Raw genomic sequence first — 22,921 nt, forward strand, 5'->3', positions numbered from 1 at the left:
CCGCCCCACCGGTTCTCGCAAACTTTTAGCAGGCCCGCAATGAGTGACAGACACCTGGACAAGACTCCCACCATCCTTCGAAAGATCGTCGATCGAAAGTGGGAAGAGATTGACGAGCGGAAACCGAAGGTATCGGTTTCCGACCTGAAAGCCATGGCCGGTGACCAACCGCCAGCGCGAGGCTTCGCCAACGCGTTGCGTACCCGCATTGAAGCCAAAACCCCAGCGGTTATCGCCGAAATCAAAAAAGCCTCGCCCAGCAAAGGCATCCTCCGTGACCCATTTGAACCGGCAGCGATTGCCGAGAGCTACGAACGGGGCGGCGCTGCATGCTTGTCTGTACTGACAGACCGGGATTTCTTCCAGGGTCACGAGGATTATCTCGTTGCCGCCCGCAAGGCCTGCAACCTGCCGGTGATCCGCAAGGACTTCATGGTGGCGCCGTACCAGGTCTACGAAAGCCGGGCCATGGGCGCCGACTGCATCCTGCTGATTGCCGCCTGCCTGACCAAAGACCAGATGCAGGAACTGGAGAGCATCGCCCACGAAATCGGACTGGACGTGCTGGTGGAAGTCCATGATGGCGAGGAAATGAACGACGCGCTGACCCTGAAGACACCGCTGGTGGGCATCAACAACCGGAACCTGCACACCTTCGAGGTGTCCCTGGACACGACTTTCGACCTGCATGAGCGGATATCCGCAGATCGACTCACCATCACCGAAAGCGGCATTATGACCCGGGACGATGTTGAAGCCATGACTGACCGGGGCATCTATGGCTTTTTAGTGGGCGAATCCTTCATGCGTGCCGACGAGCCTGGCCAGAAATTACGAGAGCTGTTTTTCTAGGCAGGCTACCCCCCAAGGCTTATCCAAGCCAGCGGACAAGTCGTGCCAAAAGCGTGCGGAGCCATGGATGGCGGAGCCCGAGCGTACAGGGAGGTATTCACAGCGTATTTTGGCACGACTTGTCCGCTGGCTTGGGCACGGATCAGTCTTCGGCTAACGCCTCTTGCAACAGTTCCAGCAGGTGCGCGGGCATGCCCTCAGCCAGTTTCAGCGCCGCCTCATGCCCCCGTGGCGACATCTTGCCCCAGGTGCGGCGGACAATCCGCAGCCACTTTTCCCGATCGTAATCCGCCTTTTCTTCATAAAAGTCAGCGAAATAACGCTCCAGAAACACCATGCAGGCAACATCTTCCAGCAACTGCGTATCCGCGTCCTTGCGCAATTCCCGCTTGGTGAGAATCGTCTCGACCCGATCACACTCCTCCTGCGGGTAACCGCAAGCCGCCATGATCTCCGACGCCCGCCGGCCATGCATACGCCCACAGGCCTGACGCCATTCGTAATAGCCCTTTCGCCCTTCGGGGTAATCCTTGCGGGGCATGGTCCAGCGCTCGATGTGCTGGGCCCGGCAGGCGATCTGCATACGCTCGCTCGGCGCCGGCTCAAGCTCGAACAGCCAGCGGGTCATGTGTTGGCTGTAGGCGTATTCCCGCGGGAAGAGGTCGTTTCCCACCTGCTCCCGGTTGGGATCTTCACGGTTAGCGTCGTCGATGGCGCGTAAGGCGCAGTCGAGTTGTTCGGATTGGCTCATTGATTGGGTACCATGGATTGCTCGTTAACCACCCGTCAGACCTGGGCTGAAGGGCGGGCCTTGATGCGGTCAAACCAGGCCTGCAGATGAGTCTGCTCCGGCTTGATGCGAATTTGCACCACCTTGGCAAACGCAACGGTGGTAAAAGCGTTAATGTCAGCAGCGGTAAAGCGGTCGCAACAGATGTACTCTTTGCCTTCCAGGTGCTTGTTGAGGAAGTGCATGAATTTCTCAACGCCAACCCCACACTCTTCCCCCCATTCCTTGATGGGATTCATGCGATCCTTGAAATAACCGCTGGTGTGCTGGAAGCACATACCGGTGGGCACGAAAAAATACAGCTCAATCCAGCGCAGCCATTGTTCGATCATGGTCTTCTCAAGAGCAGTATCACCAAGCAGGGTCGGCGTCTCCGGATAACTCTCTTCGAAGTAACGACAAATGGCCATGGTCTCCGCCACGCAGGTCCCGTCGTCGAGCTTCATCACCGGCACTTTTTTCATGGGGTTCATGGCGACGTACTCGGGGGTCAGGTTTTCCCCTTTCAGGAGGTCGATTTCCACGAATTCGACCTTGTCAAGCAGCCCCTTCTCGGCCAGAAACATGCGGACACGGCGGGGGTTGGGTGCGGTTTTCGTCTCGAAGATTTTCATTGTTCTTGGCTCCGTCAGTGAGTTTGAACGCGTCACAATCATTCAAGAGACTGACGTGAAAGAACGGTTGCGTCAAGCAACTGGTATCAGGCGATCAACCACTGCCGTATTTGCGACACAACCCACTCGGGATCATCCAGAGGCAAATCGTGTCCTGCCTCCGGGTGCAGCTTCAGGGTCCACTGCCAGCGCTGTTCCAGCGCTTCGCTGCATTTCCAGGACACGATGCGATCCCGTTTGCTCGCCAGCAACAGGGCATCCGGCACCGGTCTCCGGTTCAGCGGTCGGAATGAAGCTGCCGCCCGCAGCTGTTGGCAGGTATTGTGCCGGGACACCGGGCGCTGACGCTGGATGCGATACCAGTGCTTGATGGTTTGCAGTTCCGGCTCCTTGTTGCAGGTCAGTCTGAGAATATCGGCTTCGCGGTCAAACAGCTCCTTTCTGGTCAGCAGGCGCACGATCCTTGCCCAGGAAACCGGGCGTATCCGATGCCAGAGAGGGCTGAAACCGGAGCTGGTGTTGATCAGCACCAGATTCTGGATCTCCCCTTCGGAAACGTGCTGTGCCCAGTCCAGGGCGACCATGCCACCCATGGAAAGCGCCAGGACGCTGTAAGGCCTGGGGATATGATTGACCTGCTGCTGCACCTTCTCGCGGATGGCGGCGATGGAGCCGGGGCTGGGCTCGCGGTAATGTACCCCGGTACCCGGCAAGTCCACCGCGTGAAAACGATGCTCGGGAAAGGCCTGCTGAAGCTGTTTGGGGAAGCTTCCCCAATGAGCCTGTTCCCGCGTAAGTCCACGCAGAAGTATCCAGTCCATGTTTACTCACTGTCCTTGTACCAGTGCATGATGGCTGCCTCTCTCAGCATGGACTCGTCGGCGCTATCCGGCAACCAGTTCCCGTGGCTGGCCGTGGCACTGAGCAGGAAGTCCATGAATGCCAGATGACTGCGTAGCACCCGCTGGTGACGATGGGGCACCAGCGGATTGAACAGGCCATCCAGCCGCAGGAGTTGTCGGGGGCGCTTGCGTATCCATCGCCATGAGCCCATCTCCAGGGTCAGCGGCAAGAATGTCCCGGTGTTGTCGCGATTCACCTTCTTATAGAAATAATCCCACAGATCCCCATGGGTCAGGTAGTGGCGTGACTGGGGTTCGAACTTGTAGTTGTGGTCCGGCCAGGCCTGCTCCCAGATCAGCTTCAGGGCCAGTACCGAAGCAATCTTGCGCATGGGCCGGCGGCGATAGGCATAGGGGAACCAGATCTGGTCCTGCCAGCCGAACCCCGAATGGCAGTCCAGCGCGATACTGAATGGACGGCCCGGCAGCAGGCCGTTGATCACCGATTCCAGGGCCCGGTTCTCCAGTTCCATTCCCTGCTCGGGATCGCCGATGTACCAGGGCAGACGTGGTGAGAACCGTTGCCCGCCCAGCAGGAAGGCGCTGCGGTCCTGGGCCGTGATCGGGGCATTTCGCATCAGGTCAACGCCATTGGGATTGCTGCGCTGGTTCAGGTACATGCCGCCGGGATTCAGTATCGGCAGGAGGGTGATGTGCACCCGTTCCAGCAATCCCTTGAGATGATCGTCCCAGGTCAGTCTGGCCAACAGATTACGCAGCCAGGCCATGACCACCTGGCTACCGATCCGCTCCAGGCCATGAACTCCACCCACCAGGACCATGACCGGCGCATCAGCGGCCTCACTTCCCAGGTCCACCCGGTAGATCGGCAGCTTCATTGCCCCAACCCGGGGCCGTTCGATCACCCGCGCCGTCACCTGCTCCGGCGCTTCCGCCAGTACCCGTTCAAGGGAGACCAGCTCCGGCAGGAAGGTTCTCAACAGACGGCGCTGGCGGGCGTCCCGGGTGGCTTGCTCCTCTGGAATCGCGGCATGGGGGGTCAGATCTCTCAGCTCGGTCATGTAGGGCTCCGGTTTCTGGCGACCTTCCAACATGACAGCGATATGCTGCAATTATTTGACAGTGCCCGGCATGCTTCCCATTACAAAGAAACCGGAACAGACTATGATAGAAACAGAGCCGCCGTTTGCGGTGTTCACGGTCTGCCATCATGTCCAAGGCTGTTTACTTGCTGACGCTGGCCATGCTGTTAAGCGCTTGCTCTCCTTCCGAAGTCCCCAAGGCTGCCGATGCGCTGAATCAGGACACCGACAGCACGACCATTGCCAGTTCCGGTCCCCAACGCCCCGTCATCACCATTGGCGCGGATCCCTGGTGCCCACACAACTGTGTGGCAGGCGATCAACGGGAAGGGTATATGATCGATATTACCCGGGAGGTGTTCGAAGCGTCCGGGTATGAGGTGGAATACCTGAACATCAGTTGGGCAAGGGCGCTACAGATGACCCGAGAAGGACAGCTGGATGCCGTGGTCAGCGCTTTCTATACCGATGCTCCGGACCTTGTCTTCCCGGATGAGCCCCAGGGACGCTCACACATCGCCATGTACACACGGCCAGACAGCCAGTGGCTTTATCAGGGGCTGGAGTCGCTGACAGATCAGACCCTGCTGGCCATCAATGGCTACTCCTATTCCACGGAACTGGATGACTATATCCAGACCCACGCTGACGACCCTTCCAGAGTCTGGGTAATTTCAGGCCCATCCCCACTGAGCAGGGCCATCTACCTGCTGGAACACCATCGCGCCGATGTCTATCCGGAGGATGTGTACGTCATGACCTGGGCAACGAAAGACCAGATCAGAACGCCCCCTCCCCGCGATGCCGGCCTGCTCCAGAAAACCAACACCTACGTCGCATTCTCACCGGAAAATGAGCGCTCCGGGCAACTCGCCGCCCTGCTGTCCGAAGGAACAGTCAGGCTCCGGGAAAGCGGGCGGATCGGGGAGATAATGGCAACTTACGGCTTGCCGGAAGACTGAAAGGCCCGCAGGGCGTCACCATCCGCCGTCGTCAGTATCAACTCGCCGTGCTGACCAATCCGGAAGCGCTGAACCTCGGAGAGCATCTTCAGGAAACGATCTTCCTGTTGCATCAAGGCCGGCGCACAGGCCATCAGGGTGCCGGCCATCTGGCCCATTTCAAGGCCTTCACCAGTGAGATTCCACGGCCCGAAGTAACGATTGCAGGAGGATTGGCCGACGACCCGGTTGTCACCGAGGAAGCGGATGGTCACCCGGGAGCTGTCGATGATTCCGCCCCCGCCAATGTCTTCCACCACCCATTCGGCGCCACGCAACAGTCGTTCCGGATCGCCCCCGCAACCGCTCCAGGTATCGCCATTGACGGTGAGCCGGACCTGGTTCGGATGCGGCATGCCGGACATGGAATCCATACACAGTTGTGGCGCAACATCCAGGGTTACGCTGAGCCCGTCACGCTCGGCGCGGATGGTCTGGCCATGTTTTCCGTGCTCCACCCTGGAATACAGGGTTTCCGTTGCCTCACCCATACGGCTCAGCGTCAATTCCCTGCCCACCAGCGTGGCGTGCCAGAACGGCTCATTCCCACGGGCAACGAAGGGCGAAGAAAGCGCACCGGCAGCCAGGCACTCGGGCAATTCGTTTCCGTTCAGCGTCAGGGTTGCCGAGTCACCCTTGCTCCAGAACACCGTTTCGTTGTCGTCCCCATCGGTAAAACGTGCCCCGGAGGCGCTTTTGGCAGACTCCAGAGTGTAGCGGTTATCCTCGTGGGTCAGCACCAGCTGCCCGGAATCCTCCCGGTAATCCAGATCAATGGTGGCCTGACCGCAGACCATACGACCCGCCGGGATATCACCGTCGCCCCCGGAATCGCTGGTAGACGCACAACCGGCCGCCATCAACGATGCGGCGCCCAACAGGCTGATCAGTCCGATGTTTTGCAATGTCATAGATCCGTCCCTGATATCAGTTTTCTACAACCGTGAATTCTAAAGTGAATTCGCCCACAACCCACATTACGCTATGGAAATATTTACCATCAGCGTGATTTGATCCCGAATGGACTACTTATCCCGGGGCAACCACATTATTCTTGGAACATCCACATCAGGAGACATTAGCAATGGCCATCAGGCTCTACCAGTTCGCCATTTCCCCTTACTGCGAAAAAGTACGCTGGGCGCTGGATTTCAAGGGGTTGCAATACCAGACCCACAGCCTGTTGCCAGGCCAGCACATCAACACCATTCGCAAACTCACGGGAGCTGACTCATCGGTGCCGGTCCTGGATCATGACGGCCACATCGTCCAGGGTTCGTCAGCGATCCTGGACTACCTGGATGACACCTTCCCCGAGCGATCGTTGACACCGACTGACCCCGAGGCAAGAGCGGCAGCGCTGGCCTGGGAAAAACACCTGGATGAGGAAGCGGGGCCAGCGGTGCGGTGTTATGCCTACCACCATTTCCTGCAGCGTCCCAAGGTGGTCGTGCCATTGCTGGCCGCACAAACACCATTCTACAACCGTATCCTGCTGAAACTGGCTTTCAGCCGGGTCGACGAGATCATGCGCAAGTGGATGAAGATCAACGAGAGAACCGCCCTGACTTCACGCCAGACCATGGAAGCGGTGTTAACGGAATTGACAGACACCTACCGCCAACAATCCTTCCTGGCGGGTGATGCCTTCTCCCGGGCCGACCTCACTGCGGCAAGCCTGTTCGCCCCCATGTTCCAGCCGGAACAGTACCCGGTACCCTGGCCCCGGGAGAACCGCATTCCTCGCGAGATTCAGGACTGGCTGAGGCGATGGCAACCCCAGTTGCAGGTGCTGGAGAAGGTATACCAGGCTAACCGCTGACCCGTCTGCGATCGCGCCCGGGAGAGACACCTGTCCAGCGCCGATAGGCCCGGGTAAAGGCGCTTTGCTCCGAAAACCCCAGCAACAGGGCAATGTCCGTCAACGTCAGGGACGCATCCGCGAGATACTGTCGCGCCAATTGCTCACGGCTGCGATCCAGCCATTGCTGCCAACTGAGCCGATGACCAGCCAGACGGCGCTGAAGCGTGCGCGGAGACATGTACATGGCTTTGGCAGCACGCTCGAGGGTTGGCTCACCATCGGCCAGCAGCTTTAGAAGCACCTGCTGCAGTTGTCGTTCCGTGTCCGAGCTGCCCGGCAACGCCCGCAGCAGGGCCTGGGCCTGCCGGTCCAGCAGTTCCCGTAACGTGGGATCCCGCCTTGGCATGGGAATGTTGAGGTACTCCAGCGGGAACCGGACCCGCACGTGACTGTCGTTCCAGTTCACCGGGCACCCGAAAAACGCTTCATAGGCGCGCTCGGCATCCGCGCCAACGGATTCCATGAAAGAGACCGAAGCAGGTGGCGGCGGATTGTCGAGCTGTCGCCGCAGAAACGTCACCAGGGCTGCAATAGCGGCCCCGTCCGCCTGCTGCCCCAGTTCATTGTCCGACGGCGGCCAGCGCATTTCCGCCTGGTCACCATCAATCTCGATTTCCGCCAGCGTGGTGCCATAGAACAGGGTCTCGTAACGCTGATAGGCCAGCATGGCTTCACCCAGCGTGTCCGATGCCAGCACCAGATACCCCAGCACGCCGACGTGTCCCGGTCGCACACAGCTGCCCACGTCCAGTTCCGGCGCGGCACGCTCCGGACACAGGGCCAGCCCCCGCGCCAGCAGGTCACGCCAGACCGCCACCGGCACATTATCCTGTGCGGACCAGCGCGCCAGTTCCGGGCGCAGGAGACCCGCATCAAGGTGTTGCTGGTCCAGCCAGTCCGTCAACAGACCGGTCCAGGCCCCGGTAACCCTCACCACTCTCGCCATGGCAAACAACTCCTGACCACTGCCTCAACATTGGCATGGATTATCAATTCACTGACGTATATCGTCAATTATGAAAGCCGGCGGCGGGCAAAAATAGATAACACACAATAACTGAAAACCGGACCTTATTATGGCCATTACCGACATGATGCTGAGCGTTCTGGAGAACAGCGGCCTGTTGCCGCTGTGGAACACCCTAGCGCCCTGGCTGGCACTGGACGAACGGCAACTCATATTCATGATTGCAACACCGGTGTTTATCGCCATCACCGTCTGGGAATACCTCAAGCTTCGCCACAACCCGAAACTGATGGACACCCGGGAGGCCATCCGCAATTTTGCCCTGGGCGCGGGATACCAGATCACCGAAGCGTTGTTTGCCGGCATCATCGCCTTTCCGGTCTACGCGCTCTTCTACCACTACCGGCTGCTGGATCTGGACCTGAACTGGGTGACCGGGTTTCTGACCTTTCTGGGGGTCGATTTCTGTTTCTACTGGATGCACCGGGCCAGCCATCGCGTACGCTGGTTCTGGGCCGCACACGTGGTCCACCACTCATCGGAGCGAATGAACTTTTCCACCGCCATGCGTCAGAACGCCACCAACATTTTCAATGGTGGATGGATGTTCTACCTGCCACTGGCACTGATTGGCTTTAACCCGGTCTGGATCGGCTTCGCCTACGCCCTGTCGCTGGTGTACCAGTTCTTTATCCATACCACCCTGGTCGGGCAACTGCCGTCCTGGGTGGAACGGGTTTTCAACACACCCAGTCACCACCGCGTGCACCATGGCCGCAATCCGGACTACATCGACCGCAACTACGGTGGCACCCTCATAATCTGGGACCGCCTGTTTGGCACCTTTACCAAAGAAGATGCCCGGAATCCCCCGGAGTACGGCATCACCCGCCCCGTGTACTCCAACAACCTGATTGTTCTGTGGACCCATGAGTACCGGGATATGTACCGGGACATGACTCGCCCGGGCGCGTTGAGATCCCGCCTCCAGCACCTCTGGCGCCCGCCGGAGTGGGAACGGCCGGGCCATCGGCGGGATTCGTCGGAATAACAACAACCGATAACCGACTGTCAGACCATTTTACACCTGCCGGAGGAATCGCCAGATCAATAAATTCTAACTTATTGGTTTTAAATGCTTAAACCAACAAAGGATCGGTACTTGCTCCTTAGGTCCGCGCATGAAATGCACTCACTATGACACGGAGAAGTTACACATGCGCTTAAGTACCAAATCCCACTTTATTCCTCTCACACTGGCTGCCACCGGACTCCTGTTTACCAGTTCGGCGGTCGCCGCCCCGATCGTGATGGAAGGCGACTATGTTCGTACTGCGGTCAGTGACAACGGCACCCTCGGTGCCGGAGGCAGCGCCGATCCCGGTATCATCCATGACCCCAGCGGCACCCGCGACTGGGGGCCGGAGGATTATCTGACGCCCGGCACTCCCTGGGAATGGTTTGGCGTCCAGTCAGCCCAGACCGGTCTCGTTGGCAACAATAACGCCTACACCTCCGGTGATATCGGCGCTATATCCGGCCCGACGGACCTGTCAGGCGGCAGCGCCGACAACCATGTTTCCTGGCTTGGCCAATACAGTGACCTGTTTACCATCAGCCACAACTACTCGTTCAATGACGACTACGAGCGCATTGATGTACTGACCACGATCACCGCGCTCCAGGACCTGAGCGATGTGAAGTTCGTCCGTGCCATCGATCCAGACCCGGACGTCAACACCCACGGCTCCTTTGACACCACCAACACCCGTGGCACTACCGGTGTTGCAGAGGAAGACTTCGTGAATTCCCAGGGCGGCATGACCGGACTGACCCTCGGCCTTTACACCCAGTCCGATATCACCCATAACTCCGGAATCTCCGCGCCCTGGTCCACCGACCCGGACGCCTACCTTGCCGGAGTCAATGATGGCGATGGGGACTACGCTATTGGCCTGGGGTTCGATATTGGCTCGTTGTTTTCCGGGGAGTTGGTCAACCTGAGCTATTCCTACGTGATGGGTGAGACACTGGATACCGTGGACCTGCCCACCGGCCAGGTACCCGAGCCCGGCACCCTGGCCCTGCTGGGGCTGGGCCTGACTGGCGTTTACGTCTCGCGCCGCAGGAAACTCCGCTAAGCCCCCTGTCCGGTCCGCCACCATGGCGGACCGGCACCGCATCATCCGCAGAATCCCCCCGCCATCGAAAAAGCCCGGGAAATCATCGGCAAAGACCGTTAGGATAACCGTCAGATCCTGACATCATCCCCCGTAAACCGGTGAATCCGACGGAGCGACTATGGGCCCGGAATGGCAAGCGGTATGGCTCACCCTGAAACTGGCCGGCATCACCACTGTGCTATTGATGGTTATCGGCACACCCATCGCCTGGTGGCTCGCCCGCAGTCAGCACTGGCTGCGCCAACCGGTGTTCGCCATCGTCGCGTTGCCGCTGGTACTGCCACCCACGGTACTGGGCTTCTACCTGCTGGTGATACTGAGTCCCGACGGCCTGATTGGCCAACTGACTGAACGACTGGGCATAGGTACCCTGCCATTTACCTTTGAGGGCCTGGTACTGGCCTCCGTCATCTATTCATTACCGTTCACGGTGCAGCCTCTGCATAACGCCTTTGCCAGTCTCAACGAACGAATGCTGGAAGCGGCTGCCACCCTGCGGGCCTCACCCCGGGACCGCTTCTTCAGCATTGTCGTTCCACTGGCCCGGCCGGGCTTTCTGACCGCCGCCGTGCTGACCTTCGCCCACACCATTGGTGAGTTCGGCGTGGTACTGATGATCGGCGGCAACATTCCCGGAGAAACCCGGGTTCTGTCCGTCGCCATCTATGACCATGTCGAAGCCCTGCAATACGGTCAGGCACACTGGCTGGCCGGAGGCATGCTGCTGTTCTCCTTCCTGGTTCTGGTCGGGCTCTACACCATCAATGGCCGACAGGCCGGCGGGGTCGTCAAATGACCCACAGCAACAGCATTCTCGCGCGGCTTCAGTGCGACTTTGAAACGTTCCGCCTTGACGTGAACCTGCAGCTTCCCGGACAGGGAATCACCGCGCTGTTTGGCCACTCCGGGTGCGGCAAGACCACCCTGCTCCGGTGCATCGCCGGATTGCAGAAAGCGGACGGATACCTCTCGGTGAACGGTGACTGCTGGCAGGATGATCACCATGAAATGCCGGTTCATCGCCGCCCGCTTGCTTATGTGTTCCAGGAAACCAGCCTGTTTCCCCACCTGACCGTCCGCCGCAACCTCACCTATGGCTACCGCCGGATTCCTGCCAGCCAGAGGCGGGTTCAGTTCGGGCAGGCGGTGGACTGGCTGGGACTTTCCCACCTGCTGGACCGTATGCCGGAGAAACTGTCCGGCGGCGAACGTCAACGGGTTGCCATTGCCCGCGCACTGCTGACCAGCCCCCGCCTGCTGCTGATGGACGAACCCCTGTCCGCACTGGATCGTCACAGCAAGCAGGAAATCCTGCCTTACCTGGAGAACCTGCATCGCACCCTGGACATCCCGGTGCTCTATGTTTCCCACTCGGCGTCCGAGGTGGCCAGGCTGGCCGATCATGTGGTGATGATGGACGGCGGCCAGGTGGTGGCGGAAGGCCCGTTGCAGGAAACCCTGGCACGCACGGACCAGCCCTTTGCGCTGGAGGAAGATGCCGGCGTCATCGTCAACGCGGTCATTGGCGAGCAGGATAAGCACTGGCACCTGTGCCGCGCCGATTTCCCGGGCGGCAGCCTGTGGGTACGGGACGAGCCGAAACTGGCTACCGGACTCCCCGTGCGGCTGCAGATCCTCGCGCGGGATGTCAGCATCGCCCTCGCCGCCAACCACGACCAGAGTATCCAGAACCTGCTGTCCGCAAGGGTTCTGGAGATCGCCACGGACCAGATTCCGGGGACCAGCCTGGTGCGGCTGCAATCCGGCGACACTTCCTTCCTCGCCAGATTGACCAGCCGCGCGGCCCACCAGTTGCAGCTGACCCCGGGTATGGCCGTCTGCTTGCAGATAAAAACCGTCGCCATTGTGGACTGAAGGACGCCAAAGGCGTCCTGATCAACAGTCTGGCCCGCTTGGCACGGGTCAGCACGCTGCCTGACCGTTAACCTGTCACCTCATGACAGTGCCAACCGGCCAACGGGAGCAAGTAATGGCGACACAACACCAGTGGGTGAACAACAACGGCGTCAACCTGTACGTAACCACCGACGGCAACCCCGATGCTCCGCCGCTGGTGCTGGTCCACGGGTACCCGGATAACCATACAGTTTGGGACAGGGTGACCGAGCAGCTGAAAGACCGCTATTTCGTCATCCGTTATGACGTTCGCGGCGCAGGCCGTTCCGACAAGCCCGCCAGGACCCGTGCCTACCGTATGGCCCATCTCGCTGCGGATCTGGCGGCGGTTGTGGACGCAGTCATTCCCGGCCAGGCCTTTCACCTGGCAGCCCACGACTGGGGGTCGATACAAAGCTGGGAATCGGTGACCACCGGCCCCCTGACTGCAAGAATCCGGTCATACACCACCATTTCCGGGCCGTGTCTGGATCACGTCGGCTTCTGGTTACGCAACAACGTTACCCGTGTGAGCGAGGGCGGTACCCGCAAGGTACTCAAGCAGCTCGTCAGCTCCTGGTACGTGGCCATGTTTCAGCTGCCCTTACTGCCGGAAACCGCCTGGCGTGCCGGTCTCGACAAGCTGTGGCCAAGCTACCTGAAGAACCGGGAGCAGGTGTCCGACGCGCAATACAGCCGTTCTCAGCGCAATGACGGCCGCTACGGCGTGAAACTGTACCGGGCCAACTTCATGCCCAAACTGTTACGGCCGGAACCCCGGCAGGCACAATGCCCGGTGCAGCTGATTGTGCCGGGTCAGGACAACTACGTGGGGGAACAGCTGTTTGAAGGGTTGGAGAAATGGGCAGGAAAACTGAGCCGACAGGAAATTGATGCGCCCCACTGGGTACTGCTGACCCAGCCCGACGCCATTGCCGGCTGGATTGACGGATTTGCCAGGAAGGCGGCCCGCACCTGAGAAATACGGGGCGGTGGTCAGCGGGTGCCGTACACCACCATGGTCTTGCCCTTGACCCGCACCAGCCCCTGGTCTTCCAGGGTTTTCAGGACGCGGCCAACCATCTCCCGGGAACAGCCGACGATGCGACCGATTTCCTGGCGGGTAATCTTGATCTGCATACCGTCAGGGTGGGTCATGGCATCGGGTTCCTTGCACAGGTCCAGCAGGGTGCGGGCGACTCGACCAGTCACATCCAGGAAGGCCAGATCCCCCACCTTGCGGGTGGTCTGACGCAGACGGGAGGCCATCTGCTCGCCAATGAAATACAGCACCCGCGGATCCTGCTGGGCAATTTCCCGGAACTTGGTGTAGCTGATTTCAGCCACCTCACATTCGGTCTTCGCCTTCACCCAGGCGCTGCGGGAATCCATGTTATCGAACAACCCCATCTCGCCGAAGAAGTCCCCGGCGTTAAGGTAAGCCATGATCATCTCGCGCCCATCGTCATCCTCGATGATAACGGTGACGGACCCCTTGACGATGTAAAACAGCGAATCGCTCTTGTCACCCGCATAGATAATCGTGCTTTTGGCGGGGTAACGCCGGCGGTGACACTGCGACAGGAAGTAATCCAGATGCTTGGTTTTCTGCTCAACCGGCTTGACGATAGTGGCCATAGTGCGAGTCGTGCCTCCTCAAAAACTGGCGGGTCCCGATGTTTGTTATGTACCCGGCTTTCCATGCGGGTTTATTCATAATTCATGAAAATCAGCGCAACTTATAACAAGAAGGCCCGGTTTCGGCAACCTGAAACCATGTGTATCTGTGTAACCGGTCTGGGAAGGGTGTTGCTGCCGGGCATCGCTCTATGTGCTAGCATCCGTGCCAGATCCCTGATGTATTGCGGAGTTTAATGACATGAAAGCAACTGTAGACTGGGCGGGAAATGCCAGCTTCAAGACCACCAGTGGCACCGGTCACACCGTTCAGATGGACGGCCCGCCCGACCACGGCGGCGAAAATCTCGGACCGCGCCCGATGGAAATGCTGTTGATGGGGCTTGGCGGTTGTTCGTCCTTTGATGTCATGAGCATTCTCAAAAAAAGCCGCCAGGACGTCACTGCCTGTCACGCCGAGCTGGAAGCGGAACGGGCCGACGCGATTCCCGCGGTTTTTACCCGGATTCACCTGCATTTTGTGGTCACCGGTCACAATCTGAAAGAAAACCAGGTCAAACGCGCCGTCAGCCTGTCGGCGGAAAAGTATTGTTCCGCCTCGATTATGCTGGAAAAGGCGGGCGTGGAAATCACCCACAGTCACGAAATCCGGGAGGCGGAATAGGCGCCTGCAGACGCGGGAATTACGGATAACAAAATGTGGTTGCAAAGACTATCCAACCCCATTCGCGGTGTGCATAATACGCACCCTTCACCGCCGGTCTGCGCAAAAGGTGATCAACCCGGTCAGTAGTCGGTGGCGGCCTCAGCAGAATGCCCGAACAGGCGTTCTGTAGTCATTCATCTCCATTCTCCGGAGGGGCTGAGCATGGAATCGAAACTCCAGCTGCACGGTTTCAATAACCTGACCAAATCCCTGAGCTTCAACATCTACGATATCTGTTATGCGCAGACCGAGGAACAGCGTGAAGCCTACATTGATTACATCGACGAGATGTACAACGCCGAACGTCTGACCCAGATTCTCAGCGATGTGGTCAAGATCATCGGCGCCAATATCCTCAACATTGCCCGCCAGGACTATGAGCCCCATGGCGCCTCGGTGACCATGCTGATCGCCGAGCATGAACTCAGCGACAGCGAGGCCAATAACGAAGAATCACCCGGTCCGCTGCCCGACACTATTGTCGCGCATCTGGACAAGAGCCACGTCACCGTTCACACCTACCCGGAAAGCCACCCGCACGATGGCGTGAGCACGTTTCGCGCCGACATCGACGTGTCCACCTGCGGGCTGATCTCACCATTGAAGGTGCTGAACTACCTGATCCACAGTTTTGACTCCGACGTGGTCACCGTGGACTACCGCGTGCGCGGCTTCACCCGCGACGTGGACGGTACCAAGCACTACATTGATCACGACATCAATTCGATCCAGAACTACCTGACCGAAGACACCCAGAACGCCTATCAGATGATCGACGTCAACGTGTACCAGGAAAACCTGTTCCACACCAAGATGATGCTGAAGGAGTTCAACCTCGATAACTACGTGTTTGGCGTCAACGCCAGTGATCTGGACCCGGCGGAAGCAAAGTCCATCGAGGATCGCCTGCGCCGCGAGATGCTGGAGATCTTCTACTCCCGCAACGTGGAGTAACACCCGGCGATGGCCGGCGGGCACAGTCCCGCCGGTCGTTCAGTTTTTTTGATGCCCCTCCCCGAAAATCTCCGGTTTATTCCCCGCGCCCTCCGGCGTTTAATAGTGGTGTTAACGCGCCAGGAGGACACCATGACTTTACGAGCCATCAAACAGATCATTCCCGCACTGGAGACTTCCGACGGTGCCGGCGTGCGCATCAAGCGCTCCATTGGCCAGCACCAGAACATTCGTCTGGATCCGTTCCTGATGCTGGACGAGTTCGGCTCCGATCAGCCCCAGGACTACATCGCCGGTTTTCCGTCCCATCCCCACCGCGGGTTCGAGACGGTGACCTACATGATCGAGGGGCACATGCTCCACGAGGATCATATCGGTAACCGGGGCGACCTCAAGAACGGTGGCGTACAGTGGATGACTGCCGGTCGCGGCATTGTGCATTCCGAGATGCCACAACAGGAAGCCGGTCAGATGCGCGGATTCCAGCTCTGGCTGAACCTGCCGGCCGCCGAGAAGATGAAACCCGCAGGCTACCGGGACATTCAGCCGGAGGAAATTCCCGATATCCAGCTGGACGGCGCCAGGATCAAACTGATCGCCGGGGAGATCGAGGTGGACGGCACCATCGTCTCCGGCGCGGTTACCGGCGGCAGTACCCGCCCCCTGTACATGGACATCCATATGGAGGCGGACAAAGCCATCACCCTGCCGGTCAGCGATCAGCTGAGCGCCATGCTGTATCTGTACGAGGGCGAGGCAACGCTTCACCATAAGGCCGAGCATGAGCCGCTGCGGCGGTCTGCGGCCACCATCCTTGACGATGGCAACCAGGTACGGATAGAGTCCGGCGCCCACGGAGCGCGCCTGCTACTGATAGCCGGCAAGCCCATAGGAGAGCCGGTCGTCCAGTATGGTCCGTTTGTGATGAACACGCGGGAAGAAATCGAGCAGACCCTGCGGGACTACCGGGACGGACGCCTGACCACCTGAACAGGGTGCTCAAGCAGGCGCACTAATACTCGAGCTTGGCGTAGGCTGTCTTGCGGGACGCCTCCCGCGCCTGCTTCAGGGTATGGATACCACGCTCTTCAAGCAGCGGGAGCAACTTCAGCAGTACCTGGCCGGTAACCATGGCGTCCCCCAGCGCGGTGTGCCGGCCCACCACCTGTACCCCGAGGCGGGCGGCGATCTGTTCCAGGCTGTGGCCCTCGGCCGGTTGCACCAGGGCGGACAGCAACAGGGTATCGAGTACCGGCTGGATGAAGCGGGTACCGGATTGCGCCTCCTTGAGTTGCAGGAAGCGCATGTCGAAGGCGGCGTTATGGGCCACCAGCACGGTATCCTCGGCAAAGCGCTGGAACAACGGCAGCACCTCGGTGATGTCCGGCTGCCCCCTGAGCATCTGCGGCGTGAGGCCATGAATCACCTGCGACTCCCGTGGCACCAGCCGGTGCGGGTCAACCAGTTGCTCGAAGCATTCCTGCACCAGCAGCCGCCCGTTGACGATTCGCACCGCTCCGATGGAGATGATTTCATCGCCCTCGGAAGGCGCCAGTCCGGTGGTCTCGGTGTCGAACACCGTGTAGGTCAACTCCCGCAGCGGCCGCTCGTCCAGTTCGGTGCTCTGCCCCGGCTGGTTGAACAGGTCGAAATCGTAATACACCGGCCGCCCCGGCCCCCGCGCGGGCACAGGCATCTGCGCTTCCGACCGGGTTGCCGGCAATTGCAGGCACAGGCGGCTGTACCCGGCCACTGTATCGCCCTGGCACCAGATCTCGCCACCATGGCTCTCCAGCACCTCCCGCAGGGACGACGCCGCAGGACCTTCGGCGACGGCCCGGAACGGCCTCTGTTCCCACTCATGCAGATGCTCCGGCTCTGGCGCCGGTCCCTGCCAGCCGATCGACAGGCGCGCAAAGTGACCGTCGGCGGCCACCTCGAATGTCACCTCGCGAATATCCAGGGCATCGGCCAGGGTAGCCATCAATTGGGTTATCGCCTGCACCAGGGAGTAGCTGTCCAGGTTCAGCCAGAGCGACTCATCACTTTCCTGGTAGTGGGTGTTATCGGAGCGGACCGTGACCCCCACCGTGGCGAAGCTATGTTGCAGGGCGACCATCAGGTCGGTGGCCAACATGTCCTCGAGCAGCCACTGCGGGTGCAACAGGTCCGCGTGCCGGCTCAGTGCCTGTTCCAGGTGCCGGGAAAGCCGTTGCGCCTCGTCACTGATCACCTCGCCGAAACGGCGCCGGTGCCCGGCATCCATTTCCGGGAAGCGCTCCATGGTCTCCGCGGCGGCGCGGATGTTACCCAATGCCGCCCGGGTGCCTTCGGTCAACTGCTGCAGTAGCACGTCGCGGCGACTGTCCAGTGCCACCTCACGGGTGATGTCCTCGAGGATCAGCACGAATCCGATCAACTCACCCTGATGATCCAGCATTGGGGCCATTTGCGCCCGCAGCAGATAGTCGCCGCGGGCCGTGACAAAGTGGGCCACCGTGTCCTGGCAGTTCTGCCGGAGGCGCAGTCGGATCCGTTCCAGGGCGTGTACGATCAGCCGCTGGTCGAGTATGCCGAAAATCGAGCGGCCCAGGCCCACTGGCGCCCGTGCCGGGCCTCCGGTGTGCGGCTCGAGCAATTGGCTGGCGCTGCCGTTGTACAGCAGGATGCGGCCCTCGCTGTTGCACATCAGCACACTCTGGGACAGCTCCGACATCAGCGCCGCCAGACGGTTCTTTTCCTGCTCGATACGGGCGTTGGCTTCCTCGATACGGCTAGCCACCTCGCTCTGCAACGCGCAATGGGCGTCGGCAAAGGCGTTCACCGCCTCACCCAGACGACGCATATCGCGGCTCCCGGTCAGGGCCACGCGGTGCTCGGGATGGGCCCGGTGGATGATCTCAACGTCTTCTCGTAGACGGATCACCGCCTCCGGGTAGGCCACCAGCCACTGTCGGACGAGTACGCCAAAGGGCACCAATACCAGCACGCCAAGCACAACCAACAACGTGCCGCGCCCGGATAGCAGGGCGGTCAGCGCCGCCCGTTCCGCGGCATCCAGGTCGGCCCAGAGAAAGCCCCCGGCGAGTGCCAGCAGGCCGGCCAGCAGCGCGATCAGCGCCAGCAACCAGAGCGCCAGACGTACCCTCGGACGCATCGGCTATTGGCCCCCCAGGTGCGATTCGATCTCCGCCAGCAGTTCCTGGGTGGAGAACGGCTTGGTGATATAGGCATCGGCCCCCAGGGCCAGGCCCTTGCTGACCTCCACCTCGCGGCCCTTGGCGGTCAGCATCAGCACGCGCATGTCCCGCCAGTCCGGGTTCTCGCGAATTTTCTGGCATACGTCAAAGCCGCTCAAGCGCGGCAGCATCACATCGAGCAGCACGAGGTCCGGGGTCTCGCGCTGGATCGCCTCCAGCGCTTCCTGGCCATCGTGCGCCACCACCACCCGGTAGCCGGCCTGCTTGAGCAGGAACTCCAGGGAGATGACGATGTTCGGCTCATCGTCGGCAATCAACACGGTCTTGCTCATGGCCTGTCCTCCGTCTCGTGGCCAGGGTCCGGCGCGGCCCCATCCGATTGCCCCAGGGGCAAGGTAAAGGAAAACGTCGCGCCCTTACCGGGCCCACTGCGGCCAGGCTCACTGCGCACCCAAAGCTGGCCGCCAAAATGCTCGACGATCTGCCGGCTGATCGGCAGCCCCAGGCCGGTGCCCTGGGGCTTCTCGGTCAGATTGTCCCCGGCCTGGCGGAACTTCTCGAAGATGGTGTCCTGATCCGCCACGTCGATGCCACGACCATTATCGCGCACATTCACCTGCAGCGCCTCCGGCAGCACCTGCACGGTAATGTCAATGCGGCCCGCGCTGCGGTCACAGAATTTGATGGCGTTGGTGATCAGGTTGAGCAGCACCTGCAACAGCCGGTCGCGGTCCGCGATGACCGGAGGCACCCGCCGAGGCAGGTCCAGCTGCAACTCCACGCCCTGTTCCTGCACCAGTTGACTGGTGGTGGCCAGGGCATCGTCGATCACTTCCGCCAGGTCAATTTCGGTGGTATGCCATTCCACCCGACCCGCCTCCAGTTTGGCGAGGTCCAGTACCTGGTTGATCATCCGGGTCAGGCGCTCGCTCTCCTTCACGATAATGGCAATGAACTGCGCCCGCTGTGCCTGCTCCAGGCCCGGATTATCGTTGAGAATCTCGGAGAAGGCGCGAATGGAGGTCAATGGCGTGCGCAGCTCGTGGGTGACGGTGGAAATAAAGTCATCCTTCAGCCGGTCGAGTTCCCGCAGCCGTTCGTTGGCCGCCCGCAACTCGCGGGTGGCGGTCTCCAGTTCCTGAGACTGCTGCTCCAGGCGCCGACTGTAGGCAATCACCTGGGAGGTTTCATCGAGGATACCCAGCACTTCCTCCATGCCCAGTGGCTCTTCCTGCACGACCGACGCCAACATTACCCGTGCCGAGGCCGCCCCGATGGCGCCGGCCAGTTGCTGCTCGGCGAATTGCACCAGATCGGCATCGGGCACCAGGTCGGCACTGGAGTGCAGGCCGCGCCGGCTGGCGTAATTGGCAAAAGCCTCCGCAGCACGGTCCGGCCCCAGAAAACGCCCCACCAAGGCGATCACCTCGGTCATCGAAGCGCTACCTCGCCAAAGGCTGGCGCCCCGACCGGCCGACTTGAAAACATCAACGAAGAGCAGCGCCTGGGCATGCTCGCGGCTGCTCTGGCGGCCGAACAGCGACACCCCGACATAGGCCCCCAGGTTGGCCAGCAGGCTCCAGAACAGCGAATGGCCGAGTTCATCAACGCCGTCCAGACCAAACAGCGCCGTCGGTTTCAGCCAGGCAATGGCGAAGGGGCCCTGTTCGATGAAGCTCAACGGCAGCCAGCCCGATTTGGCAAACGCCGGCAGCAACAGGGTGTAGGCCCACAGCAGGAAGCCCAGTGACAGACCCCACAGGGCACCGGCCCGGCTACCCTGCTTCCAGTACATGCCCCCCAGCATCGCCGGTGCGAACTGGGCCACCGCAGCGAAGGACACCAGGCCAATGGAAACCAGGGCATAAGTCTCGCCGGCGGCGCGGTAATACACGTAGCCGAGCAGCATCAACAGCAGGATGGCACTACGGCGGATGCCCAGCAGCAGCCGCGACAGGTCCCGGCGCTGGGCCAGCCCCAGAGCCTTCCAGCGCAGCAGCAATGGCATCGCCAGATCGTTGCAGATCATGGTGGAGAGCGCGATGGTTTCGACAATGATCATGCCGGTGGCGGCGGACAAACCGCCGACGAACACCAGCAGCGCCAGGGCCTCCTGGCGATGGGCCATGGGCAGGGTCAGCACGAAGGTGTCGGCGTCCACCGTACCGGCGGAAAAGTGCATCAATCCAGCGAAGGTGATCGGCAGCACAAAGATATTGATCGCCAGCAGGTACAGGGGAAACAGCCAGATGGCCTTGGCCAGGTGATTCTCGTTAACGTTCTCCACCACACTGATCTGGAACTGGCGCGGCAGAAACAGGATCGACAGCATCGACAGGAAAATCAGCACCGCCCAGGAGCCATAGGTGCCGGCCGGGCCACCGAGGGTCAGCAATTGGCCGATATCCGGCAGCTGCGCGGCCCGGTCGAAGATATCAGCGAAACCGTCGTAGAGTACGAAGGTGACGAAAATGCCCACCGCCAGGAAGGCCAGCAGTTTGACCAGGGACTCAAAAGCGATGGCGGCCACCATGCCCTCATGGCGTTCGGTGGCATCCAGGTGGCGGGTACCGAACACGATGGTAAACAGTGCCAGCAGCAGCGCCACATAGAGCGCGGTGTCCTGCAACGGGCTCATGGCCTCGCTCTGGTTAGGCATCTGGATGGCGGGATACTGCCATAAAATCAGGAAGCTGCTGGACACCGCCTTCAACTGCAGGGCGATATAGGGAATCACCCCCACCACCGCGATCAGTGTAACCAGCCCGCCCAGCAACGCACTCTTGCCGTAGCGCGCAGCGATGAAATCGGCAATCGAGGTGATGCGATTGGCCTTGCTGATGCGGATCATCTTGCGCAGCACCAGCCAGAACAGGGCCGCCATCAGGGTTGGCCCGAGGTAGATGGGCAGGAAGCCAACACCATTGACCGCCGCCCGGCCGACGCTGCCATAGAAAGTCCAGGAAGTGGCGTATACTGCCATGGAAAGGGCGTAGATGTATGGGTTGGCAATGATCGAGCGGCCAGCGTCGGCCCGCTTGTCGCCCCAATAGGCAATAGCGAAGAGGATACCCAGATAGGCGCAGGAGGTCAGCAGTATCAGGCCACCTAGCGGCATGGGCAACGCTCCTTCATCGCCTGGAGCCTTCGACAACCCAGATCATCAATACGATCAGCAGCACCCAGGCACCGAACAGATAGGCAAACAGCAGCGGTATACCAAACACCTCACCGCGGCTATCAAACAATGCCAGCAGGGGATAGCTGAACAACAGGCAGCCAACCAGGAACAACGCCACCAGCCGCTGAGCCCACAATGTACGATTGGCCATGGACTTCACCTCCCTTGGGGAAGTGTAGCCCATTGCCCGCCAATCAATTGTTTTTCCGCTTCAGGGACGGGGCCCCGGTGTCATCTGGTTAGCTCCCCCCCCTTCGCAGGTCATGCGAAGGGCTTTTGCGCCATCAGCCTCAGCACCATGGGCCTCAGGATGAGGTCCATGGCCAGTCCGAGCTTGGTACCCGGGATAACCAGGGTGTCATGCCGCGACACGCTGCTGCCGGCGATCATCTGTAGCAGGTAGGGGAAGTCCACTTCCGATGCGTCCCGGAAGCGGATGACCACCATGCTCTCATCCTCTGTTGGCACGTCACGGACCACAAACGGATTGGAGGTGTCCACCAGGGGCACCCTCTGGAAGTTGATGTGGGTATGGGCAAACTGCGGCACGATGTCGTGGACGTAGTCGTCCATGCGGTTGATGATGGTCTCCACCACCGCCTCCTGGGAGTATCCGCGCCTGTTGGTATCGCGGTGGATCTTCTGTATCCATTCCAGGTTCACGATGGGCACCACGCCGATCAGCAGGTCGACGTATTGGGCAATGTTGTAGGTGTCACTGACCACACCCCCGTGTAATCCCTCATAGAACAGCAGGTCGGTATCCGCCGGCAGCGGCCCCCATGGGGTAAAGGTGCCGGGCTTGTGCCCCGCCGCCACCAGGGCCCGGTCTTCATCGTGGACATACTGGCGGAACTGACCATTACCGGTATGGCCGTAGTCATAGAGCAGTGCTTCAAGTTTGTCGATGTGATTGGCCGCCAGGGCAAAATGGTTGCGCTCCCCGAACTGGCCCTTGGCAGCCAGCCGGGCCATCTGTTCCCGGGTGTAGCGGTGAAAACTGTCGCCACTGACCGTGGCGGCCCGCAGTCCTTCTCTGGCGAAGATACGGCTGAAAATCTGGCCGGTGGTTGTGGTGCCGGCGCCGGATGAACCGGTAACGGCAATGACAGGATGACGTTTCGACATGA

Annotated in this window: 23 protein-coding genes; 11 read left to right on the forward strand and 12 right to left on the reverse strand. The window is 60.4% G+C overall.

Annotated features, from left to right (window positions below; all coding sequences use genetic code 11):
• The first annotated feature begins 39 nt into the window (after positions 1 to 39).
• Positions 40 to 852, forward strand: a complete 813-nt coding sequence (gene trpC, locus ACJO5Y_RS18700; RefSeq protein WP_406989360.1) for an indole-3-glycerol phosphate synthase TrpC — start codon at positions 40 to 42, stop codon at positions 850 to 852.
• Positions 853 to 994: 142 nt separating this feature from the next.
• Here trpC and ACJO5Y_RS18705 read toward each other — a convergent pair whose 3' ends face one another.
• The 4 genes from ACJO5Y_RS18705 to ACJO5Y_RS18720 all read right to left on the reverse strand — a co-directional run bounded on the left by ACJO5Y_RS18705 (position 995) and on the right by ACJO5Y_RS18720 (position 4,180).
• Positions 995 to 1,603, reverse strand: coding sequence for a DUF4202 domain-containing protein (locus tag ACJO5Y_RS18705; RefSeq protein ID WP_406989361.1), 609 nt, complete (start codon positions 1,601 to 1,603; stop codon positions 995 to 997).
• Positions 1,604 to 1,638: 35 nt separating this feature from the next.
• Entirely contained in the window at positions 1,639 to 2,256 is a 618-nt protein-coding gene (locus tag ACJO5Y_RS18710) for a glutathione S-transferase family protein (protein ID WP_406989362.1), read from the reverse strand.
• An 86-nt stretch (positions 2,257 to 2,342) separates the two neighbouring features.
• Entirely contained in the window at positions 2,343 to 3,077 is a 735-nt protein-coding gene (locus ACJO5Y_RS18715) for an alpha/beta fold hydrolase (protein ID WP_406989363.1), read from the reverse strand.
• 2 nt (positions 3,078 to 3,079) lie between these two features.
• The gene (locus ACJO5Y_RS18720) at positions 3,080 to 4,180 is read right to left on the reverse strand and encodes a M14 family zinc carboxypeptidase (RefSeq protein WP_406989364.1); all 1,101 of its coding nucleotides are present in this window, start codon (positions 4,178 to 4,180) and stop codon (positions 3,080 to 3,082) included.
• Between the two features lie 149 nt (positions 4,181 to 4,329).
• Here ACJO5Y_RS18720 and ACJO5Y_RS18725 point away from each other — a divergent pair, with 149 nt between their 5' ends.
• On the forward strand, positions 4,330 to 5,163 hold the full coding sequence (locus ACJO5Y_RS18725; RefSeq protein ID WP_406989365.1) for a substrate-binding periplasmic protein: 834 nt from the start codon (positions 4,330 to 4,332) through the stop codon (positions 5,161 to 5,163).
• On the opposite strand, the gene ACJO5Y_RS18730 is transcribed toward ACJO5Y_RS18725, so the two are convergent.
• Complete coding sequence (locus ACJO5Y_RS18730) at positions 5,142 to 6,113, reverse strand: META domain-containing protein (protein WP_406989366.1); 972 nt, start codon at positions 6,111 to 6,113, stop codon at positions 5,142 to 5,144. The genes ACJO5Y_RS18725 and ACJO5Y_RS18730 overlap by 22 nt on opposite strands.
• A gap of 173 nt (positions 6,114 to 6,286) precedes the next feature.
• Between ACJO5Y_RS18730 and ACJO5Y_RS18735 the strand changes: the two genes are divergently transcribed.
• A complete protein-coding gene (locus ACJO5Y_RS18735; protein WP_406989367.1) occupies positions 6,287 to 7,024 on the forward strand; it encodes a glutathione S-transferase family protein in 738 nt (245 codons plus the stop codon).
• On the opposite strand, the gene ACJO5Y_RS18740 is transcribed toward ACJO5Y_RS18735, so the two are convergent.
• Complete coding sequence (locus ACJO5Y_RS18740) at positions 7,014 to 8,012, reverse strand: helix-turn-helix domain-containing protein (RefSeq protein ID WP_406989368.1); 999 nt, start codon at positions 8,010 to 8,012, stop codon at positions 7,014 to 7,016. The two genes, ACJO5Y_RS18735 and ACJO5Y_RS18740, sit on opposite strands and share 11 nt — an antisense overlap.
• A gap of 130 nt (positions 8,013 to 8,142) precedes the next feature.
• Here ACJO5Y_RS18740 and ACJO5Y_RS18745 point away from each other — a divergent pair, with 130 nt between their 5' ends.
• From ACJO5Y_RS18745 to ACJO5Y_RS18765, 5 genes are all read left to right on the forward strand, one after another.
• Positions 8,143 to 9,084, forward strand: a complete 942-nt coding sequence (locus tag ACJO5Y_RS18745; RefSeq protein WP_406989369.1) for a sterol desaturase family protein — start codon at positions 8,143 to 8,145, stop codon at positions 9,082 to 9,084.
• A 166-nt stretch (positions 9,085 to 9,250) separates the two neighbouring features.
• On the forward strand, positions 9,251 to 10,174 hold the full coding sequence (locus ACJO5Y_RS18750; RefSeq protein ID WP_406989370.1) for a PEP-CTERM sorting domain-containing protein: 924 nt from the start codon (positions 9,251 to 9,253) through the stop codon (positions 10,172 to 10,174).
• Between the two features lie 160 nt (positions 10,175 to 10,334).
• Positions 10,335 to 11,012, forward strand: a complete 678-nt coding sequence (gene modB, locus ACJO5Y_RS18755; RefSeq protein WP_406989371.1) for a molybdate ABC transporter permease subunit — start codon at positions 10,335 to 10,337, stop codon at positions 11,010 to 11,012.
• The gene (gene modC, locus ACJO5Y_RS18760; RefSeq protein ID WP_406989372.1) at positions 11,009 to 12,091 is read left to right on the forward strand and encodes a molybdenum ABC transporter ATP-binding protein; all 1,083 of its coding nucleotides are present in this window, start codon (positions 11,009 to 11,011) and stop codon (positions 12,089 to 12,091) included. The genes modB and modC overlap by 4 nt, the downstream gene beginning before the upstream one ends.
• Before the next feature lie 115 nt (positions 12,092 to 12,206).
• Positions 12,207 to 13,091 carry an alpha/beta fold hydrolase gene (locus ACJO5Y_RS18765; protein WP_406989373.1) on the forward strand — a complete coding sequence of 295 codons (885 nt, stop codon included), beginning with the start codon at positions 12,207 to 12,209 and terminating at the stop codon, positions 13,089 to 13,091.
• A 17-nt stretch (positions 13,092 to 13,108) separates the two neighbouring features.
• Here ACJO5Y_RS18765 and crp read toward each other — a convergent pair whose 3' ends face one another.
• Positions 13,109 to 13,750 carry a cAMP-activated global transcriptional regulator CRP gene (crp, locus tag ACJO5Y_RS18770; protein ID WP_007153756.1) on the reverse strand — a complete coding sequence of 214 codons (642 nt, stop codon included), beginning with the start codon at positions 13,748 to 13,750 and terminating at the stop codon, positions 13,109 to 13,111.
• A gap of 241 nt (positions 13,751 to 13,991) precedes the next feature.
• Here crp and ACJO5Y_RS18775 point away from each other — a divergent pair, with 241 nt between their 5' ends.
• The 3 genes from ACJO5Y_RS18775 (at position 13,992) to ACJO5Y_RS18785 (ending at position 16,400) form a co-directional block, all read left to right on the forward strand.
• Positions 13,992 to 14,414: an OsmC family protein gene (locus ACJO5Y_RS18775; protein WP_406989374.1), complete on the forward strand. Its 423-nt coding sequence runs from the start codon at positions 13,992 to 13,994 to the stop codon at positions 14,412 to 14,414.
• A gap of 204 nt (positions 14,415 to 14,618) precedes the next feature.
• Positions 14,619 to 15,410, forward strand: a complete 792-nt coding sequence (speD, locus tag ACJO5Y_RS18780) for an adenosylmethionine decarboxylase (protein WP_406989375.1) — start codon at positions 14,619 to 14,621, stop codon at positions 15,408 to 15,410.
• A 132-nt stretch (positions 15,411 to 15,542) separates the two neighbouring features.
• On the forward strand, positions 15,543 to 16,400 hold the full coding sequence (locus ACJO5Y_RS18785) for a pirin family protein (protein WP_406989376.1): 858 nt from the start codon (positions 15,543 to 15,545) through the stop codon (positions 16,398 to 16,400).
• Positions 16,401 to 16,422: 22 nt separating this feature from the next.
• On the opposite strand, the gene ACJO5Y_RS18790 is transcribed toward ACJO5Y_RS18785, so the two are convergent.
• The 5 genes from ACJO5Y_RS18790 to ACJO5Y_RS18810 form a co-directional block, all read right to left on the reverse strand.
• On the reverse strand, positions 16,423 to 18,567 hold the full coding sequence (locus ACJO5Y_RS18790) for a 3'-5' exonuclease (protein WP_406989377.1): 2,145 nt from the start codon (positions 18,565 to 18,567) through the stop codon (positions 16,423 to 16,425).
• 3 nt (positions 18,568 to 18,570) lie between these two features.
• Positions 18,571 to 18,942: a response regulator transcription factor gene (locus ACJO5Y_RS18795; protein WP_406989378.1), complete on the reverse strand. Its 372-nt coding sequence runs from the start codon at positions 18,940 to 18,942 to the stop codon at positions 18,571 to 18,573.
• Entirely contained in the window at positions 18,939 to 21,728 is a 2,790-nt protein-coding gene (locus ACJO5Y_RS18800) for an ATP-binding protein (protein WP_406989379.1), read from the reverse strand. The genes ACJO5Y_RS18795 and ACJO5Y_RS18800 overlap by 4 nt, the downstream gene beginning before the upstream one ends.
• A 13-nt stretch (positions 21,729 to 21,741) precedes the next feature.
• The gene (locus ACJO5Y_RS18805; RefSeq protein WP_406989380.1) at positions 21,742 to 21,942 is read right to left on the reverse strand and encodes a hypothetical protein; all 201 of its coding nucleotides are present in this window, start codon (positions 21,940 to 21,942) and stop codon (positions 21,742 to 21,744) included.
• A 110-nt stretch (positions 21,943 to 22,052) separates the two neighbouring features.
• The gene (locus tag ACJO5Y_RS18810; protein ID WP_406989381.1) at positions 22,053 to 22,919 is read right to left on the reverse strand and encodes a phosphoribulokinase; all 867 of its coding nucleotides are present in this window, start codon (positions 22,917 to 22,919) and stop codon (positions 22,053 to 22,055) included.
• Between the last annotated feature and the right edge of the window lie 2 nt (positions 22,920 to 22,921).

Source organism: Marinobacter alkalisoli (genome assembly GCF_045449855.1).
Classification (GTDB): Bacteria; Pseudomonadota; Gammaproteobacteria; order Pseudomonadales; family Oleiphilaceae; genus Marinobacter.

Bases quoted from the DNA above. Each gene is read 5' to 3' on its own strand.
- ACJO5Y_RS18720 (WP_406989364.1), bottom strand. From the start codon at position 4,180: ATGACCGAGCTGAGAGATCTGACCCCCCATGCCGCGATTCCAGAGGAG.
- crp (WP_007153756.1), bottom strand. From the start codon at position 13,750: ATGGCCACTATCGTCAAGCCGGTTGAGCAGAAAACCAAGCATCTGGAT.
- ACJO5Y_RS18745 (WP_406989369.1), top strand. From the start codon at position 8,143: ATGGCCATTACCGACATGATGCTGAGCGTTCTGGAGAACAGCGGCCTG.
- ACJO5Y_RS18790 (WP_406989377.1), bottom strand. From the start codon at position 18,567: ATGCGTCCGAGGGTACGTCTGGCGCTCTGGTTGCTGGCGCTGATCGCG.
- trpC (WP_406989360.1), top strand. From the start codon at position 40: ATGAGTGACAGACACCTGGACAAGACTCCCACCATCCTTCGAAAGATC.
- ACJO5Y_RS18735 (WP_406989367.1), top strand. From the start codon at position 6,287: ATGGCCATCAGGCTCTACCAGTTCGCCATTTCCCCTTACTGCGAAAAA.
- ACJO5Y_RS18805 (WP_406989380.1), bottom strand. From the start codon at position 21,942: ATGGCCAATCGTACATTGTGGGCTCAGCGGCTGGTGGCGTTGTTCCTG.
- ACJO5Y_RS18750 (WP_406989370.1), top strand. From the start codon at position 9,251: ATGCGCTTAAGTACCAAATCCCACTTTATTCCTCTCACACTGGCTGCC.
- modC (WP_406989372.1), top strand. From the start codon at position 11,009: ATGACCCACAGCAACAGCATTCTCGCGCGGCTTCAGTGCGACTTTGAA.
- ACJO5Y_RS18765 (WP_406989373.1), top strand. From the start codon at position 12,207: ATGGCGACACAACACCAGTGGGTGAACAACAACGGCGTCAACCTGTAC.
- ACJO5Y_RS18800 (WP_406989379.1), bottom strand. From the start codon at position 21,728: ATGCCGCTAGGTGGCCTGATACTGCTGACCTCCTGCGCCTATCTGGGT.
- ACJO5Y_RS18785 (WP_406989376.1), top strand. From the start codon at position 15,543: ATGACTTTACGAGCCATCAAACAGATCATTCCCGCACTGGAGACTTCC.
- ACJO5Y_RS18705 (WP_406989361.1), bottom strand. From the start codon at position 1,603: ATGAGCCAATCCGAACAACTCGACTGCGCCTTACGCGCCATCGACGAC.
- ACJO5Y_RS18740 (WP_406989368.1), bottom strand. From the start codon at position 8,012: ATGGCGAGAGTGGTGAGGGTTACCGGGGCCTGGACCGGTCTGTTGACG.
- ACJO5Y_RS18775 (WP_406989374.1), top strand. From the start codon at position 13,992: ATGAAAGCAACTGTAGACTGGGCGGGAAATGCCAGCTTCAAGACCACC.
- speD (WP_406989375.1), top strand. From the start codon at position 14,619: ATGGAATCGAAACTCCAGCTGCACGGTTTCAATAACCTGACCAAATCC.
- ACJO5Y_RS18715 (WP_406989363.1), bottom strand. From the start codon at position 3,077: ATGGACTGGATACTTCTGCGTGGACTTACGCGGGAACAGGCTCATTGG.
- ACJO5Y_RS18730 (WP_406989366.1), bottom strand. From the start codon at position 6,113: ATGACATTGCAAAACATCGGACTGATCAGCCTGTTGGGCGCCGCATCG.
- ACJO5Y_RS18795 (WP_406989378.1), bottom strand. From the start codon at position 18,942: ATGAGCAAGACCGTGTTGATTGCCGACGATGAGCCGAACATCGTCATC.
- ACJO5Y_RS18710 (WP_406989362.1), bottom strand. From the start codon at position 2,256: ATGAAAATCTTCGAGACGAAAACCGCACCCAACCCCCGCCGTGTCCGC.
- ACJO5Y_RS18810 (WP_406989381.1), bottom strand. From the start codon at position 22,919: ATGTCGAAACGTCATCCTGTCATTGCCGTTACCGGTTCATCCGGCGCC.
- ACJO5Y_RS18725 (WP_406989365.1), top strand. From the start codon at position 4,330: ATGTCCAAGGCTGTTTACTTGCTGACGCTGGCCATGCTGTTAAGCGCT.
- modB (WP_406989371.1), top strand. From the start codon at position 10,335: ATGGGCCCGGAATGGCAAGCGGTATGGCTCACCCTGAAACTGGCCGGC.